Raw genomic sequence first — 16,022 nt, 5'->3', positions numbered from 1 at the left:
CCTCCCCCCATCCGGATCACGATTGACTACGGACGAGAGCCGAGCCATGCAACTCCCGCCACGCTAGAGCGGAGACCCTCAATGGCACCCACCCTCACCACTTCCTCACTGATACTCAAGCCGGGCACAGCCTGGTCGGACGCATGGGACCGCTGCCTCGCCGTGGCGCCCGAGGCGTTCCAGGACGACCGTGTGCGTAACCTCTGGGCAGCGTCCTGGAAGTCCGACGGCCGCGCCGTGCCCGCGACCAGCCCGGTCGACGGGGGCCCCATCGCCGGTCCGCCCCGGCTTGACTCCGAAACCGCCCAGCGGGCGGTGCGCGCCTGTCTGGACGCACACCGCGCCTGGCGTGATGTCCCACTGTCCGAGCGCAAGGCACGCGTCACCGCCACGCTCGACGCGCTCACCGAACACCGTGAACTGCTCGCCCTCCTGCTCGTCTGGGAGATCGGCAAGCCGTGGCGGCTCGCCCAGGCCGACGTCGACCGTGCGATCGACGGCGTGCGCTGGTACGTGGACGGCATCGAACCGATGCTCACGGACCGGACCCCGCTGGCGGGCCCCGTCTCCAACATCGCCAGCTGGAACTATCCGATGTCCGTCCTGATCCACGCGATGCTGGTGCAGGCCCTGGCCGGCAACGCGGTGATCGCCAAGGCGCCGACCGACGGGGGAGTGGCCTGTCTGACCCTGGCCTGCGCGCTCGCCGTCCGTGAGGGTGTGCCCCTCACGCTGGTCAGCGGCAGCGGCGGCGAACTCTCCGAGGCGCTCGTGCGCGCGCCCGAGATCGGCTGCGTCTCCTTCGTCGGAGGTCGCGACACCGGCGCCAGAATCGCCACAGCAGTCGCTGACCTGGGCAAACGGCATATCCTCGAACAGGAGGGCCTGAACACCTGGGGCATCTGGAACTTCAGCGACTGGCCGTCACTGACCGCGGTCATCCCGAAACTCTTCGACTACGGCAAGCAGCGCTGCACGGCGTATCCACGCTTCGTGGTCCAACGCTCGCTGTTCGCGGACTTCCTGGCCGCGTATCTCCCCGCCGTACGCTCCATCCGCCTGGGCCATCCCCTCGCGGTCGAGCGGCCGGATGACCCGCTGCCGGAACTGGACTTCGGACCACTCATCAACGCGGCCAAGGCCAAGGAACTGAACGACCAGGTGTCCGAGGCGATCAGCCGCGGCGCCGTCCCACTGCACCAGGGAGCACTGGAGGAGGGGCTGTTCCTGCCCGGCCAGGACACCAGCGCCTACCTCCCGCCCGTCACCCTGCTCAACCCGCCCCCGTCCTCCCCGCTGCACCACGCGGAACCCTTCGGCCCGGTCGACACGATCGTCCTGGTCGATACGGAGGCGGAACTGCTGGCCGCGATGAACGCCTCGAACGGCGCCCTCGTCGCGACCCTCTCCACCGACGACCCGGACACCTACGCCCGGCTCTCCACCCAGATCCGCGCCTTCAAGACCGGCCACGGCAAACCCCGTTCCCGCGGGGACCGCGACGAACTGTTCGGCGGCTTCGGCCACTCCTGGCGCGGCGCGTTCGTCGGCGGTGAACTCCTCGTACGAGCGGTGACGGACGGTCCCCCGGGAGAGCGCCCGCCGGGCAACTTCCCGGACTACCACCTGATGCCATAACCCCTACGGTGCCGAGCGCTCCCCATCACCCCCGAGGGGAGCGCTCGGCACCACTCCGCCCCCTCCGCGACGTTCTGTGCGGAGTCCACGACGTTCCGTGTCCGGCGCCTCGTACGAGGGGTTCGAAGCCCCGAAGCGTGACCGGCCACGGACCCCTGACCACCGGATATACGGGTGAGAGCCACCTCGAACCCCTGGTATCGTTGTCTGTGTCGCCGCGGCCACAGACCGCGGTTCGACCACTCGTCCGGGTGGCGGAATGGCAGACGCGCTAGCTTGAGGTGCTAGTGCCCTTTATCGGGCGTGGGGGTTCAAGTCCCCCCTCGGACACCAGCTGAGACCCCACTTCGGTGGGGTTTTCCGCGTTCGGGCCCGGGAGATGGTCAGGTTTCCGGCCCGTACCGCGGCGATGTAGTCGCTCGCGTTCCGTGCCGACGTGTGGTCGCGTCGGGGCGCGCGGGCTGTACGTGTCAGGAGATGACGCGTGCGAGGAAGTCGCGGATATGGCCGGTGATCTCGCCCAGATGGCTCTCCAGGGCGAAGTGCCCGGACTCGACGAGGTGGATCTCCGCGTCCGGCAGGTCGCGCTGGAAGGCGCGGGCGCCGTCGGGGCCGAAGATCTCGTCGTTGGCCCCCCACACGGCCAGCAGCGGCACCTGGCTGTCGCGGAAGTACTGCTGCAGTCGGGGGTAGAGAGCGACATTGGCCGGATAGTCGCGGAACAGCGCGAGTTGGATGGCGTCGTTGCCCGCGCGGTTCAGCAGCGACTGGTCGATGGTCCAGCCGTCCGGGCTGACCAGGCTCGGATCCGCGACCCCGTTCAGGTACTGCCAGCGGGTCAGTTCGAGGGTCAGGGCGCTACGGAGAGGGGCTTCGTTCTTGGGTGTCGGGTGCTCGGCGTAGGCGAACAGCCCGTCCCAGAACGCCTTGACGAACCCGTCGGTGTAGGCGTTGCCGTTCTGCGTGATGATCGCGGTGATGCTCCGGGGCGACCGTGTGGCGAGCCGCCAGGCGATCGGCGCTCCGTAGTCGTGCACGTAGACCGCGAACCGGTCGACACCCAGCTGCTCCAGCAGGGCGGCGGTCACCTCGGTGAGGGAGTCGAAGGTGTAGTCGAACTCGTCGACCGTCGGCATGGCCGACTGCCCGTAGCCGATCATGTCGGGCGCGATCACACGGTAGGTGTCGGCGAGAGCCGGAATCAGGTTCCGGAACATGTGCGAGCTGGTCGGGAAGCCGTGCAGCAGTACGAGCGCCGGCGCCCGCGGGTCTCCGGCCTCCCGGTAGAAGACATCCATGCCGTCGACGGTGGCGGTGCGGTGATGCACAACGCTGCTCATGCCAACCTCCAAGGTCGCTTTGAACGGTCGGTTACAGTGCAGCACGCGACACCCCGGCGTGCCTGGGCGAATTCCTTCAGGGCGTCAGCAGCGTTCCCGACCTCTCGGGCGGGAGGCTCGAATGGTCCCTTCAGGCAGCCGAGGCGCGTCGTTCGGCGGTTGAGTCGGTGCTGACCTGGGCCGGCCTCCAGCAGACCGGAGCAGCGCCGTCCGCGGTCCGGTCGGCTCACAGATCAAGAACCACATCGGTGGCGGGGATGCTGCAGCACGGCAGCGCTTCACCCGAGGCGGGATCCTCCAGGGGTTGTGTTGTGTACTGGACCTGGCCGGTGAGCAGGGGAGTGGTACAGGTGTGGCACACCCCGGTGCGGCAGGACCAGCGGGTGGGGATGTCGCAGGCCTCCGCCAGCTCCAGCAGCGTTCCGTACCGGTCCGACCAGCGGGTGGACAGTCCGCTGCGGGCGAAGGTGACGGACGGCCCCGTGCCCTGGGGGCCGGGCGGCTGGTGGGGGCGTCCGGTGACCCGATCGGTGACGCCCGGATTGATGGCCGTCAGCGCGCCGAAGACCTCGGTGTGGATGTTCGAACCGCTCAGCCCGGCCAGCTGGAGGGCGGATGTCACGTCCGACATGAAGCCCGTGGGTCCGCACAGGTACGCGTGCGCGTCGCCGGGGATGCCCAGTTCCCGGATGTTTCCGCTGGTCATACGACCGTGGGTGACGTAGGGCCCCTCGGTGACCTTGAGATCCGGGGCGGTGTAGTAGACGAAGGCGCGGGCGCCGGGCAGCCGCGCGAGCAGCTGCCGGGTTTCTTCCGCGAAGGCGTACTGCCCGGGTTCGCGCGCGGTGTGCACCCACCACACGGCGCGGGAACTCCGCTCGCCGGCCAGCTCGTACAGCATCGCCAGCACGGGGGTGATGCCGATGCCCGCCGAGAACAGCGCCACGGGCGTGCGCTCCTCGGTCAGCACGAACGCCCCGCGCGGGGCGGCGGCTTCGATGACATCGCCTCTCTTGAGACGCGTGTGGAGGTAGGTGCTGACCTCGCCGTGTTCCTCGCGTTTGACACTGATCCGGTACTCGGCGGCGCCGGGAGCGGAGGACAGCGAATACGAACGCACCGGACTCTGCCGCCCCTCTCGGGGGATCCGCACACTCAGGTACTGGCCCGGCATGGCCGTCGGCAGTGGCTGGGAGTCCGTGGACCGCAGGTAGAACGAGGAGACCACCGGGGTCTCGGTGGCGACCTGGCTCACACGCAGCCGCTTGAAGCCTTGCCAGCCCGGCGCGGCGGGCGCGGGGCCGGGCGGCTGGTCGAGCCGGCGGCTCATGTCCTCGAACGACTGCCGCCAGCCGGGGCTGAGCGCCTCGATGCTCAGGGCGGTGCGCAGCGTGGCCGGATCGGCCCCCGGGAGATAGAGAAGGGCGTCGATGTCGGCGACGCTGAGCGACCCCTTGCCGGTGCGGGTCCGTGTGATCCGGTCTCCCGCACGGACCCGGCCCTCGGTGATGACACGGAGATAGAAGCCGGGGCGGTGGTGGGCGACCAGCAGGGAGGCCATACGCGGTTCGTTCAGCCGCATGCCGACCCGGTAGCAGGTGACACGCGGCTGGGTCACCTCGAACTCGGCTTCGCCGATCCGGTACCGGTCGCCGACGCACACCTCGTCGTCCGCCAGCCCGTCCACGGTGAAGTTCTCCCCGAACCGGCCGAATTCGAGATCGTCCCGCTCCAGAACCTCGCGCCAGTACGCGTACGACTGCGTCTGGTAGACAAGGACCGCCCGCTGCTCCCCGCCATGGCCCTGAAGGTCGCCCTGGCCGTCGCCGTCGATGTTGAGGCGGCGCACCATCCGAGGCCCGTCGACGGGATACTTCCACGCTCCCGTGTGTACGGTCCTGCCCTGCCAGTGCACATCCTTCGGCAGTCCCACATTGACTGACAGCAGGGTCGCCATCGCCATCCTCCCAGCGCGGCCGCCGCCGCACACCAGGTCCGCCCGCCGCCACGACAGGCAGAGAAGCCCACTAAAAGGTACAAAGGTTAGGTGAGCAAGAAACCCGAACACTCTCGCGACATAGAGGAATGGGCCGACCGGATCCGGACGGTCTCCTCGGCGCACGATCCCCAGGCCGCCCGCAAGCTGGCCGGCGATATCTACCGTGCCGCGCAGGAGGACCTCGACGCGGAGCGTGCCCGGGCCGAGCTCGAACGCGAGGAATAGCCTGTCGGTCTCCGGCCGCCGCTGACACACGGTCATGAAGGTGTTGGTCATGGCGAAGAGCACGGCCTGGGCGATGTCCTCGGGTGTGCCGATCCGGCGCGCGGGGTTGGTCGCGGACTTCGTCTCCAGGAAGGCGTCCTTCTTCTCGCCCAGCCCGTCCCACGCCCCGGTGTCGACGGTTCCCGGGGAGATGGCGTTCACCCGCAGCGGGGCGAGTTCCACGGCCAGTGACCGGATCACCACGTTCACCGAGCCGTTGGTCGCCGCCACCCCGAGATATCCGGGGTCCGGTTCGAGAGCGGCCACCCCGGAGAACAGTACGAACGATCCTGTCCTCGGCATCTTCGGCGCGAAGTGTTTGGCCAGCATGATCGGACCCACGACGTTCGTGTGGAAGGACAGCAGGATCGCCTCCGGAGTCAGGTCCCGGACGGCGCCGCGCGCCCTGGCCGACGCCGTGGACACCACATGATGGACGCTGCCCACCTCGCCCGCCAGCGTCGCGATCGAGGTCTCGTCCGTCATTTGGACGGGGGACGGTCCAGTGAGGGCAGTCGGCTGCCTCATTGGACCGTCGTCCCCCGCGCCGTCAGTCTGCCCGGTACGACGTGCCGCCGCATCCCGGACGCAGCGCGGTGTTCCGCCGGCCGGTCGAGCTGTCCGGCCCCGGACACGGGGGTGGCTGATGGATGTACGCGGCCGGACAGCACCTCAAGAGAACCCCGAACCTCCCTGATACGCATGTCGGGAGGGGCCGCTGCCCGAAGGCAGGACCACTGGCCGACCGCGCCGTCCGGCCGGAACCTGGAAGCATGACAACAACACTGATCACCGGAGCGAACAAGGGTCTCGGTTTCGAGACCGCCCGCCGTCTCATCGAGGCCGGCCACACCGTCTACGTGGGCAGCCGGGACCCGGAGCGCGGGCGCCGCGCCGCCGAGCGGCTGGGCGCGCGCATGGTCGTCATCGATGTCACCGACGACGCTTCCGTCGCCGCCGCGGCGCACACCGTCGAGGCCGACGGCGGGCTGGACGTGCTGGTGAACAACGCCGGCATCGAAGGCAACGCGGTCGGCGCCGCGGAGGTGACCGCGGACATGCTGCGACCGCTGTTCGACACGAACGTCTTCGGCGTCGTGCGCGTCACCCACGCGTTCCTGCCGCTGCTGCGCCGGTCGGCCGCGCCGGTCGTGGTCAACGTCAGCAGCGGCCTGGCCTCGAAGACGCTGGTCTCCGCGGTGGGCACACCGACATACGCCTATCCCGGGGTCGCCTACCCGGCGTCGAAGGCCGCGCTCAACATGGTCACCGTGCAGTACGCGAAGGCGTTCCCGGACATGCGGATCAACGCGGTGGAGCCCGGTTACACCGCGACGGACCTGAACAGGCACAGCGGCACGCAGACCGTCGAGGAGGGCGCCGAGATCATCGTCCGTATGGCGCGGGTGGGCCCCGACGGACCGACCGGAGGCTACTTCGACATCGATGGCCCCCTGCCCTGGTGACCCCGACCATGGGGCCGGCCGTCACGCGACGGGCGCCCCGCCGACCGTCCGGAAGAACCGCCGTACGTCGCCGACCAGCAGATCCGGCTGCTCCATGGCCGCGAAGTGCCCGCCCCGGTCGTACTCCGTCCACTGCACGATGTTGTTCGTCCGGTCCGCGATATGCCGCAGCGGGATGGAGTTCTCCCGCGCGAAGTCGGCCAGCGCGGTCGGCGCCGTCGACGGTTCGGGCGGTGTGCCCCAGTAGTCGGCGTGTGTCCGCTCGTAGTAGATACGGGCCGACGAACCGGCCGTGCCGGTCAGCCAATACAGCATCACGTTCGTGAGCAGCTGGTCGCGGTCGACGGCATCCTCGGGGCGGTCCCGGGAGTCGGTCCACTCCTTGAACTTCTCCGCGATCCAAGCCAGTTGACCCACCGGTGAGTCGGTCAGGCCGTACGCCAGAGTCTGCGGCCGGGTGGACTGGATGTCGGCGTACCCCTGGCGGTTCCGACTCCACTCCTGGGCCCGTTCCCAGGAGGCGAGTATGCGCTCGCGCTCCCGCGGGGGCAGGGCGTCCAGTTCGTCCGGGGCGGGTTCCCGTGTCGCCGCCGCGTTCGGCAGCAGGTTCAGATGGACGCCGATGACCAGCTCGGGCCGGGTCCGGCCGATCTCCCGGGAAATGGCCGCTCCCCAGTCCCCGCCCTGCACTCCGTACCGCTCGTAGCCGAGGCGCCGCATCAGCTCGGCGAAGGCGCCGGCCGCCCGCCGGAACTCCCAGCCCGTCTCCCTCGTCGGGCCGGACAGCCCGAACCCGGGGATGCTCGGCAGCACCAGATGGAACGCGTCGGCGGGGTCACCGCCATGCGCGCGCGGATCGGTGAGCGGACCGACGATCCGGGTGAATTCGACGATCGAGCCCGGCCAGCCGTGCGTCATCATCAGCGGGGTCGCGTCCGGCTCCGGTGACCGGACATGGGCGAAGTGGATGTTCGCACCGTCGATGGTCGTGGTGAACTGCGGCCAGGTGTTCAGTGCGGCTTCCGCGGCCCGCCAGTCGTACTCGTGCCGCCAGTAACCCGCCAGTTCCTTGAGGTAGTCGAGGGGGACGCCATAGGCCCAGCCGACTCCTGGCAGTTCGTCGGGCCAGCGGGTGCGGTCCAGGCGATCGCACAGATCGTCCAGTTCGCTCTGGGGGATGTCGAGATGGAAGGGGCGGATGATCTCAGGTGCCGACGTCGTCATGGACGCGAATGCTATGTCCGGCGCCCCATCGCCGTGTCGACGGCGCCCCGCCGGTGGGAGTCGTGCCCTCCTCAGAGATCCCCCGGCCGCCGGTACGTACGGCCTCCCCGGCGTGGCAGCGCGCCGGCGGTGTCATCCGGGCCGGCGAGGGTCTCCAGCGCCAGATAGAGGTCGGCGCGGACGGTGGCGGCCGACAGGTCCACGTCCAGGAGCCGGCCGATCCGCTCCAGCCACCGCCCGAGCGTCGTACGGTGCAGGCCCAACTCCTCGGCGGCCGGGGCGATGCTGCCGAGATGGTTGAGCCAGACGCGCAGGGCGATCCGCTGCGGTGTGTCGAGCGGCCGGGTCAGTTCGGTGGCCCAACGGCGCGCCGACGCGGCGTCCACGAGCTCCGTGGGGAGCGCGGCGGGCGGGCCCGCGTCGGGGGACCCGGCCGACTCCATGGGCCCGGCGGCCGGGGCGCGCAGCGCGAGGGAGAGCCGCGCCAGGGCGAGTGGTGTGTCCAGACCTCCCAGCCGCTCGCCCGCCGTCCGCAGCCGTGAGCGTGTGGTGCCGCGGGAGATCCCCAGCATCTGTGCCGTGGCCCCGACCGAACCGGTACGCAGCCACCCCTCCAGTGCCTGGCGCTGGGGCGGTGTGAGCGGGCCCAGCAGGGACGATGCCCAGGCGGCGAGCCGGTCGGGCGGGATGATCCGCAGCAGGGCACGGTCTCCGAGCCCGGCCGCGGGGACCAGCCGGCGGCCCACCGCCGCCCCCGCGCGGGCCTGCCCGGCCTCGGTGAAGGCCGCGGCCAGCATGTCGAGCGGCGCGGGGTCCGCGACCCCGCCGAGCAGCCCGTGCCGCTCCGCCGAGCGGGCGACGAGCCGCAGGACCCGTCCGTCGTCCCGCGCGGCGTCATGGAGGGCGACGACGACCAGTTCACCGTCGAGCAGGGTGATGAGCCTGGCCGCGCCCAGCCGGGCACCGGTGGGCAGCAGCGCGCGCCACACCGCCTGGTACGCGGCCTGCGGATCCGCCCCGGCGGAGAGCCGGTAGACGGTGGCGTGCGAGGCCAGACCGCCGACGACCTCCGCCACGAGACCGATCTCGCCCCGCAGCAGCAGACGTGTCACCACGGCGTGCAGCCGCATCTCCGTGCTCGTGAGCTCTTCGGCGCGGCGGGCACGTACTTCCAGCAGCCCGGCCGTGGTCCGGGTCACAAGCTCCACCCGGCGGGCGGAGACGTCCGGGCCGGCGTGGACCACGAGCGCGGCGCCCACCACCTGCCGGACCGTCGTATCGCTGTCGGCGTCAGCGGACCGCGCCGCCGTGTTCCTGGCGCCTGCCACGGCGCTGATCCCCGCCGCGGCGGCGCGCTCCGGCGAGCTGTAGACGGCACCCGCGGTCGGGTCCACCAGGACTGCCCATCCCGAGACCGCGGCGGCGGTCTCCGCGATCAGCGCGGCGCCCGAGCGGGCCGCCGCCTCGATCAGCCGGCGCGCGACCAGCCCGTCATTGTCCATCCGTACAGCTTCGGCGAGACGGGGTACGCGCGCATGCGCTGGACACGGTCAGGGGCAGGCGGTCAGGGGATACGGGCGACGCCTCCCCAGCCGCCCCGCTCGGCGACCGACGTGGTGGTGGCGTCGGGGTGCCAGTTCGGCCAGGACACCACCCCCGGTTCGACCACCTCCAGCCCGTCGAAGAACCTCACGATCTGCTCGGGGGTGCGGAGGATGTAGGGGACGGCCCCGGACGCGTTGTACGCGTCCTGCGCCGCCGCGTGTCCCTCGTCCGAGGCGGCCGCGTGGCTCAGGGCCAGATAGCTGCCGGCCGGCAGCCGGTCCACGAGCCGCCTGACCAGGGCGAGGGCCTCGTCGAAGTCGACGATGTGGCCGAGCACGTCCGAGATGACCAGCGCGATCGGCCGTGACATGTCGAGGGTCTCCGCCGCCCCCTCAAGCACCGCGTCCGTGTCCCGCATGTCCGCCTCGATATAGGCGGTCGCGCCCTCGGCGGTCGAGGTGAGCAGCGCGTGTACATGCAGCAGGACCAGCGGATCGTGATCCACGTACACGACGCGCGCCGTGGGGGCGATGCGCTGCGCGACCTCGTGCGTGTTGTTCACCGTCGGCAGCCCGGCGCCGAGATCGAGGAACTGCGTCATCCCCGCCTCCGCCGCGAGATAGGTGACGGAGCGCCGCAGGAAGCCGCGCGACTCCCGCGCGAACGACTCGATCAGGGGATAGGCCTCACGATAGGCGTCCCCGGCCTCCTGGTCGGCCGAGAAATGATCCTTGCCGCCCAGCCAGTAGTTCCAGATGCGCGCGGAGTGCGGAACGGAGGTGTCGATACGACGCGGAGTCTCATCCGGCACGGTGGATCCCTTCGGTCACTGGTCAGAAACGGGAGGTCAGGTCAGATATGGGGGCTCAGGTTCGGCGGGGGGACTCGGGTCGGACTCAGCCAAGGGGCACGGGATACGGCAGCGGCGTCGACGGATGCGGGGCGGCGGCGCACGCCTGGTCGATGAGGGTCCGGTACGCCGTCACGGTCCGTGTGTCACTCCAGACGTCGGCCGGTCCGACAGGGCTGTCCCGGACGACATGGTCAGGGATCTCGGGCACATCCACCCGGTACAGCGTCAGCGCGGCCACGCCGCTGAGCGGATGCGGTGGATCGGTCAGCCGTGCTACCTGAAGGATGACGTCCGGGCGGTCGGCGGCCTCACGCAGCGCGGCGAGTTGCTCCTCCATGATGCCCCCGTCGCCCACGCGCGTACGCAGAGCCGCCTCTGTCATCAGTGACCAGATCCGTGCCCCCCGCTCCGCCAGTCGGGCCCGCCGCTCGGTCAGCAGTTCGACCCGTCTGGCGCGATCGGCCGGTGAACGGTCCGGCCCGAGCGTGTCCTCCACCGCCCTGGCGTACGCGGGGGTGCGCAGCAGAGGGGGCACCAGCGCGGGATGCCAGACACGGACCAGACGGGCCGCGGATTCCACGTTCATCAAGTCGAGGTCCCACGGGTCCATCACGTCGCGCCAGGGGTGCCACCATCCCGGCAGATTGGCGGTGGCCAGCTCGCTGAGGAACTGCCTGATCTCCTCCTGGCCGGCCCCGTAACGCTCAAGCAGTGTCCGGACCTGGCCCGCGTCGAGCGCCGTCTCGGCCCGTTCGATCCTCATGACCGTCGTCCGGTGCGCGCCCAGTGACGCCGCCGCCTGGGTCACGGACAGACCGGCGCCCACACGCAGCGACAGGAGCCGGGCGGCCAGGACCGCGTGGTGCACCGTGGGGCCGGACCTCGGTCTCATGATCGGCCCCCTCTCCTCTCCGGTGCTCCCGGATCCAGTGGGTGTGCGACACCGTGCGCATTTTGCTCACCGTGCACACTCCGCACGTTGCATATCCGGCACGGTGCTCCGACAGTGATGAGTATGTCCCCATCTGCCCCAGCCGCATCCTCCGGGAGCGAACCGATCGAAGCCCGAGGCGGGCTGTGTGCCCGTATGAGCGGCGTACGGTTGCTCGACGCCGTCCCGGCCCGGGGGACCGCCTGGGTCGCGCACCAGACGTCACGGGACGACCGGTCCTCACAGGACGGGTCTCCCCGTGACGCCGGGAACGACGCCCGCCGTACGTCCCTGAGCCTCGACCGCGGCGACCACTCGTGCCGGCGCGCCCGGCAGTGGGTCCGCGCCACGCTGGCCGACTGGTCGCATCCGGCCGCCGACGGCATCGTCGATGACGCCCTGCTGGTCATGTCGGAGCTGGTCACCAACGCCGTACTGCACGCCTGCGGCCCCATCCGCGCTCATCTGGAACGCCGTCCCGACGGCAGCGTTCATATCGCCGTGGACGACGGGGGACCGGCCGAGAGCAGCCGTCCGCATGAGCTGGCCGGTGATCACGGCAGGGGCCTCGACGTCATCTCCGCGCTGGCGGCCGACCACGGGCGCACCACCGCACTCCCCTGCCCGTACCGCGCCCGGTCCTGGGCCACCCTCACCACGGGCGACCGCTGATCCTCCTCGACAGGAGCCACCCATGTCCGCTCTGTCACGCCGGGTATCCGGTGCCGGTGCGAGCCTCCCCGGCCCCGCCCATGCCATCGACCCCGCCCGCGTCACCTGCCGCCCGGTCCGTACCCCCGCCGCCGCGGCCCGGCCGGCCATCACCGTCAACGAGACCCGGCAGCTCGTGATCGAGGACCCCGGACTCCTGATGCACCGTGCGTGGCAGATCGCGCGGAGCGACCCCGAGGCGGCGGCGGAACTGGGCTATGGAGAGCCCTACATCATGGACGAGAGACAGGCGTTCACCCTTGTGCTCGCGGACTGCGGCGGCGCCGAACTGGGGGAGTGCGCGGAGCAGCTGGGCCTGCGCGTCGTATCCACCGTCACGGTGGCGACCTATACCGACTCGGGCAGCCTCGTCTACGAGGACGAACGGGTATTCGAGCAGAGCTGACCCGGCGGAGGGTGACGTCTGCGCGCCGACGGTGCGTGTCATGGCGGGAGCGGGCGACGGGCGTTGTCTGATGGCTGTTGTGGCGCGCAGCGAGAAGATCCGGGGTCTGTCGGTGGCATTTCTCCGGATCCTCGGCGTCGCTGTCGCCTACTACGCGGGCGCGTGCGTCGGCAGGATGGAAGGCGTGGTACGGGTCGAGGGCGCGGACGTCTCACCGCTCTGGCCGTCCACCGGCATCGCCCTGGCCTGTCTGTTCCTGATGGGCGTCGGGGTCTGGCCGGGGATCACCCTGGGCGTCTTCTTTCATCTCGTGACGCTCGACCCGCTGACCGTTGTCACCCCCGGGGTCCTGGCGGGCGCCACCCTCGCACCGCTCTGCTCCTATCTGCTGCTGCGCCGGGTGGGCTTCCGTATCGAGCTGGACCGGCTGCGGGACGGGATGGCGCTGGTGTTCCTGGGCGCCCTCGCCGGGATGCTGATCAGCGCGACGTTGGGTACGGGCATGCTGGTGCTCAACGGCAGACTCCCGGTGGGCTTCTGGCCGACCTGGCTGGCGTGGTGGGCGGGCGACGCCATGGGGGTTCTGCTGGTCACGCCCCTCCTGCTGCTCATCCCCCGTATTCGGCTGCCCCTGCGGACCGACCGCTGGGTGGAGGGGACGGCCGTGGTGCTCGCCGCCCTCATCATCACCCCGCTGGCCATCACGAACTCCCTCACCCTGATCTTCCTGTTCTTCCCCGTCCTCATCTGGGCGGCGCTGCGCTTCCAGCTGGCGGGGAGCGCGCCGTACGCGCTGTTCGTCTCCGTCATGGTGATCCTGGAGGCGAACAGGAGCCGGGGTGCCTTCGCCCACCACAGCCTCACGGAACGGCTGGTCAGCCTTCAGGTGCTCAATGGGACGGTGGCACTGACCTCGCTGCTGGTGGCGGCGGTGGTCACCGAGCAGATGAAGACCCGGGTGAAGATCGAGCAGGCGTGCGTAGCGCTGGCGGAGGTGGTGGAGCGGCTCGCCCCGGCGGAGATGGCGAGGCTGAGGCCGCTGGAGGGAAAGCCGGAGGGAGACGAGGAGAGCGGATGACCGACCGGGCACCCCCTAAGCTGAGTACATGCCAACCAACCACACCTCCTGGGGCACACCCATGCCTCTTTCCGAGCGGCCCCTTCCCTCGCACACCGGCAGCCGGCGCATTCCGTGGGAGAGCCTGCCGCGACCGGTGAAAGCCGGGATCGAGAACGTACTCGGCGGCACCGTGACCGCGGCCACCAGCCAGCGGGGTGGGTTCTCCGACGGCCTCGCCGTCCGGCTGGAACTGTCCGACGGCCGCAGGGCGTTCGCCAAGGCCGTCGATACGGTCGCCGCGACCGCCGTGGGCGCGTTCCACCGCCGGGAGGGCGCGGTGTCGGCCGCGCTGCCGCCCGGGGTGCCCGTGCCGCGGCTGCTGGGCTCCTACGACGACGGTGAATGGGTGGCGCTCGTCTTCGAGGACATCGAGGGAACGCTTCCCGCGCAGCCGTGGCGCGAGAGCGAACTGGAGCGGGTCCTCGCCGCCCTCACCGATCTCTCCGGCCGGCTCACCCCCGCGCCACGGCTCCCGACGGCCCTCCCGGCGCCACGACTGGGCGGCTGGGAGCGGCTGGTGAACCATCCCCGCGCGCTGGCGAAGCTGACCGAGATCGCGCCGGGGACCGCCCGCGAACTGGAGAAGCACCTGTCGCTGGAGGCGCGGCTCGGCGAGGCCACCGCGGGAGAAACCCTTACGCACGGAGATCTGTACCCGTTCAATGTGCTGCTCGCCGACGACCGTGTCGTCGTCGTGGACTGGCCGCACGCCTGGATCGGGCCCGCGTACGCCGACGTGGTGATGCTGCTCGGCAGCGTGGCGCTCTCGGGGATCAACCCGGAACCGTACGCCGCGCGCCATCCGCTGCTGACCGGTGTCGACCCCGAGGCGGTCGATGTGCTCATCTCGGCACAGGCGGGGTTCCTCCTGGCCGCGGCCTGCTCCATGGACTCCACCGGTGACCCGAGGCTGGAGGGCATGATGACCGGGCTCGGACTGGCGTCCCTGCGCTGGCTGTCCGTCCGCCGGTAGAACCGGCGCGACGGGGACGGCCGTCGGATAGTGGTGCAGTGCGACGTACGTGACGCGACGCACGGACGTACGCGACGGCGGGAGGGAAGCGATGACGCCGCCTGCCGCACCGGAGCCGGGGACCATCACCACGGCCGTACCGGCACGGCTCGACCGGCTGCCCTGGTCGCGCTGGCACTGGATGATCGTCGTCGGTCTCGGCACGGTCTGGATTCTCGACGGCCTCGAAGTAACGATCGTCGGCAATATCGCCGGGCGTCTGTCCGAGCCCGGCAGCGGTCTGGCGATCACATCGGCGCAGGTCACGGGCGTCGCCGCCGCGCTGTATGTGGCGGGCGCGTGCACGGGCGCGCTGTTCTTCGGCCGGCTCACCGACCGCTACGGCCGTAAGAAGCTCTTCATGGTGACCCTCGCGGTCTACCTCGGCGCGACCGCGATGACCGCGCTGTCCTTCGACGCCTGGTGGTTCTTCGCCTTCCGCTTCCTCACCGGATTCGGTATCGGCGGCGAGTACGCGGCCATCAACTCGGCCATCGACGAGCTGATCCCGTCCGCGTACCGGGGACGTGTCGACCTGATCATCAACGGCAGTTACTGGCTGGGGGCCGTGGGCGGTTCGCTGCTGTCCATCCTGATGCTGAACACCGGGCTGCTCCCCGAGGACCTGGGGTGGCGCCTCGCCTTCGGGCTCGGCTTCGTCCTCGGGCTGGTCATCCTCCTCGTACGACGGCACGTACCGGAGAGCCCTCGCTGGCAGCTCATCCACGGGTACGGCGAGGAGGCGGAGAAGCTGGTCGATTCCGTCGAACGGAGCATCGAGGCGGAGAAACACGGAAAACTTCCCCCGCCGGCCGGCGAGATCACGATCCGTGAGCGCGAGACCGTCGGCTTCGGTCTGATCGCCAGGACGGTCTTCCGCCGGTACCCCAGGCGGGCCGTGCTGAGCCTGTCGCTCTTCATCGGGCAGGCGTTCCTCTACAACGCGATCACCTTCGGCTTCGGCGCGATCCTGACCACGTTCTTCGGCGTCGGGACGGGACACACGGGCTACTACTTCGCGGTCATCGCCGCCGGGAACTTCGTCGGCCCGCTGCTGCTCGGCAAGCTCTTCGACACGGTCGGCCGCCGCATCATGATCTCCGGCACCTATCTGCTGTCGGGCGTGCTGCTCTTCGGGACCGCCTGGCTCTTCGACCGCGGCTCACTGACGGCCACGACACTCACCGCGTGCTGGTGCGTGGTGCTCTTCTTCGCCTCGGCGGGCGCCAGCAGCGCGTATCTCACCGTCTCCGAGATCTTCCCGATGGAGACCCGCGCCATGGCGATCGCGTTCTTCTACGCGCTCGGTACGGCGGCGGGCGGTATCAGCGGCCCGCTGGTCTTCGCGGAGCTCACGGCGTCCGGGGTGGTCGGGGACACGGCGCTGGCCTTCCGGATCGGCGCCGGACTCATGTGCGCGGCGGGGCTGGTGGCGGCGTTCCTCGCGGTACGGGCCGAGGGCCGGTCGCTGGAGGACATCGCCGCGCCCCTGTCGACGGTGAGGTGACCGGGC

The 16,022-nt window shown here is 70.5% G+C and carries 13 protein-coding genes and 1 tRNA gene; 8 read left to right on the top strand and 6 right to left on the bottom strand.

Annotated elements, in window-relative coordinates; translation table 11 throughout:
• The first annotated feature begins 81 nt into the window (after window positions 1-81).
• Together AB0M67_RS00960 and AB0M67_RS00955 are read left to right on the top strand one after the other, a co-directional pair.
• Window positions 82-1,638 carry an aldehyde dehydrogenase family protein gene (locus tag AB0M67_RS00960; protein ID WP_365741163.1) on the top strand — a complete coding sequence of 519 codons (1,557 nt, stop codon included), beginning with the start codon at window positions 82-84 and terminating at the stop codon, window positions 1,636-1,638.
• 245 nt (window positions 1,639-1,883) lie between these two features.
• Window positions 1,884-1,971, top strand: a tRNA-Leu gene (locus AB0M67_RS00955).
• A 137-nt stretch (window positions 1,972-2,108) separates the two neighbouring features.
• On the opposite strand, the gene AB0M67_RS00950 is transcribed toward AB0M67_RS00955, so the two are convergent.
• On the bottom strand, window positions 2,109-2,978 hold the full coding sequence (locus AB0M67_RS00950) for an alpha/beta hydrolase (protein WP_365741161.1): 870 nt from the start codon (window positions 2,976-2,978) through the stop codon (window positions 2,109-2,111).
• 226 nt (window positions 2,979-3,204) lie between these two features.
• Window positions 3,205-5,727 (bottom strand): SDR family oxidoreductase, encoded by a 2,523-nt coding sequence (locus AB0M67_RS00945; protein WP_365741160.1) that lies wholly within the window; start codon window positions 5,725-5,727, stop codon window positions 3,205-3,207.
• Between the two features lie 287 nt (window positions 5,728-6,014).
• Between AB0M67_RS00945 and AB0M67_RS00940 the strand changes: the two genes are divergently transcribed.
• Window positions 6,015-6,707, top strand: a complete 693-nt coding sequence (locus tag AB0M67_RS00940) for an SDR family oxidoreductase (protein ID WP_365741158.1) — start codon at window positions 6,015-6,017, stop codon at window positions 6,705-6,707.
• A 21-nt stretch (window positions 6,708-6,728) separates the two neighbouring features.
• Here AB0M67_RS00940 and AB0M67_RS00935 read toward each other — a convergent pair whose 3' ends face one another.
• The 4 genes from AB0M67_RS00935 to AB0M67_RS00920 form a co-directional block, all read right to left on the bottom strand.
• Window positions 6,729-7,931 carry an epoxide hydrolase family protein gene (locus AB0M67_RS00935; RefSeq protein WP_365741156.1) on the bottom strand — a complete coding sequence of 401 codons (1,203 nt, stop codon included), beginning with the start codon at window positions 7,929-7,931 and terminating at the stop codon, window positions 6,729-6,731.
• A 71-nt stretch (window positions 7,932-8,002) separates the two neighbouring features.
• Window positions 8,003-9,433 (bottom strand): helix-turn-helix domain-containing protein, encoded by a 1,431-nt coding sequence (locus tag AB0M67_RS00930; RefSeq protein WP_365741154.1) that lies wholly within the window; start codon window positions 9,431-9,433, stop codon window positions 8,003-8,005.
• A 62-nt stretch (window positions 9,434-9,495) separates the two neighbouring features.
• Window positions 9,496-10,287: an SAM-dependent methyltransferase gene (locus tag AB0M67_RS00925; RefSeq protein WP_365741152.1), complete on the bottom strand. Its 792-nt coding sequence runs from the start codon at window positions 10,285-10,287 to the stop codon at window positions 9,496-9,498.
• A gap of 85 nt (window positions 10,288-10,372) precedes the next feature.
• Complete coding sequence (locus AB0M67_RS00920) at window positions 10,373-11,221, bottom strand: helix-turn-helix transcriptional regulator (protein ID WP_365741150.1); 849 nt, start codon at window positions 11,219-11,221, stop codon at window positions 10,373-10,375.
• Between the two features lie 195 nt (window positions 11,222-11,416).
• Here AB0M67_RS00920 and AB0M67_RS00915 point away from each other — a divergent pair, with 195 nt between their 5' ends.
• The 5 genes from AB0M67_RS00915 (at window position 11,417) to AB0M67_RS00895 (ending at window position 16,016) form a co-directional block, all read left to right on the top strand.
• Window positions 11,417-11,932 (top strand): ATP-binding protein, encoded by a 516-nt coding sequence (locus AB0M67_RS00915; RefSeq protein WP_365741148.1) that lies wholly within the window; start codon window positions 11,417-11,419, stop codon window positions 11,930-11,932.
• A 22-nt stretch (window positions 11,933-11,954) separates the two neighbouring features.
• Window positions 11,955-12,377, top strand: a complete 423-nt coding sequence (locus AB0M67_RS00910; RefSeq protein ID WP_365741146.1) for a hypothetical protein — start codon at window positions 11,955-11,957, stop codon at window positions 12,375-12,377.
• A 40-nt stretch (window positions 12,378-12,417) separates the two neighbouring features.
• Window positions 12,418-13,455, top strand: coding sequence for an MASE1 domain-containing protein (locus AB0M67_RS00905; RefSeq protein WP_365741144.1), 1,038 nt, complete (start codon window positions 12,418-12,420; stop codon window positions 13,453-13,455).
• Between the two features lie 28 nt (window positions 13,456-13,483).
• Window positions 13,484-14,470 carry an aminoglycoside phosphotransferase family protein gene (locus AB0M67_RS00900; protein WP_365741142.1) on the top strand — a complete coding sequence of 329 codons (987 nt, stop codon included), beginning with the start codon at window positions 13,484-13,486 and terminating at the stop codon, window positions 14,468-14,470.
• A gap of 91 nt (window positions 14,471-14,561) precedes the next feature.
• Window positions 14,562-16,016, top strand: a complete 1,455-nt coding sequence (locus AB0M67_RS00895) for an MFS transporter (protein WP_365741140.1) — start codon at window positions 14,562-14,564, stop codon at window positions 16,014-16,016.
• Window positions 16,017-16,022 lie beyond the last annotated feature (6 nt).

Origin of the sequence: Streptomyces sp. NPDC051662 (assembly GCF_040681655.1) — a bacterium.
Taxonomy (GTDB): Bacteria; Actinomycetota; Actinomycetes; order Streptomycetales; family Streptomycetaceae; genus Streptomyces.
This window is presented reverse-complemented; position numbering and strand designations above follow the sequence as displayed.

Excerpts from the sequence above, each read along its gene's own strand:
- AB0M67_RS00960 (WP_365741163.1), top strand. The coding sequence starts at position 82 with ATGGCACCCACCCTCACCACTTCCTCACTGATACTCAAGCCGGGCACA.
- AB0M67_RS00950 (WP_365741161.1), bottom strand. The coding sequence starts at position 2,978 with ATGAGCAGCGTTGTGCATCACCGCACCGCCACCGTCGACGGCATGGAT.
- AB0M67_RS00945 (WP_365741160.1), bottom strand. The coding sequence starts at position 5,727 with ATGACGGACGAGACCTCGATCGCGACGCTGGCGGGCGAGGTGGGCAGC.
- AB0M67_RS00940 (WP_365741158.1), top strand. The coding sequence starts at position 6,015 with ATGACAACAACACTGATCACCGGAGCGAACAAGGGTCTCGGTTTCGAG.
- AB0M67_RS00935 (WP_365741156.1), bottom strand. The coding sequence starts at position 7,931 with ATGACGACGTCGGCACCTGAGATCATCCGCCCCTTCCATCTCGACATC.
- AB0M67_RS00930 (WP_365741154.1), bottom strand. The coding sequence starts at position 9,433 with ATGGACAATGACGGGCTGGTCGCGCGCCGGCTGATCGAGGCGGCGGCC.
- AB0M67_RS00920 (WP_365741150.1), bottom strand. The coding sequence starts at position 11,221 with ATGAGACCGAGGTCCGGCCCCACGGTGCACCACGCGGTCCTGGCCGCC.
- AB0M67_RS00915 (WP_365741148.1), top strand. The coding sequence starts at position 11,417 with ATGAGCGGCGTACGGTTGCTCGACGCCGTCCCGGCCCGGGGGACCGCC.
- AB0M67_RS00910 (WP_365741146.1), top strand. The coding sequence starts at position 11,955 with ATGTCCGCTCTGTCACGCCGGGTATCCGGTGCCGGTGCGAGCCTCCCC.
- AB0M67_RS00905 (WP_365741144.1), top strand. The coding sequence starts at position 12,418 with ATGGCGGGAGCGGGCGACGGGCGTTGTCTGATGGCTGTTGTGGCGCGC.
- AB0M67_RS00900 (WP_365741142.1), top strand. The coding sequence starts at position 13,484 with ATGCCAACCAACCACACCTCCTGGGGCACACCCATGCCTCTTTCCGAG.
- AB0M67_RS00895 (WP_365741140.1), top strand. The coding sequence starts at position 14,562 with ATGACGCCGCCTGCCGCACCGGAGCCGGGGACCATCACCACGGCCGTA.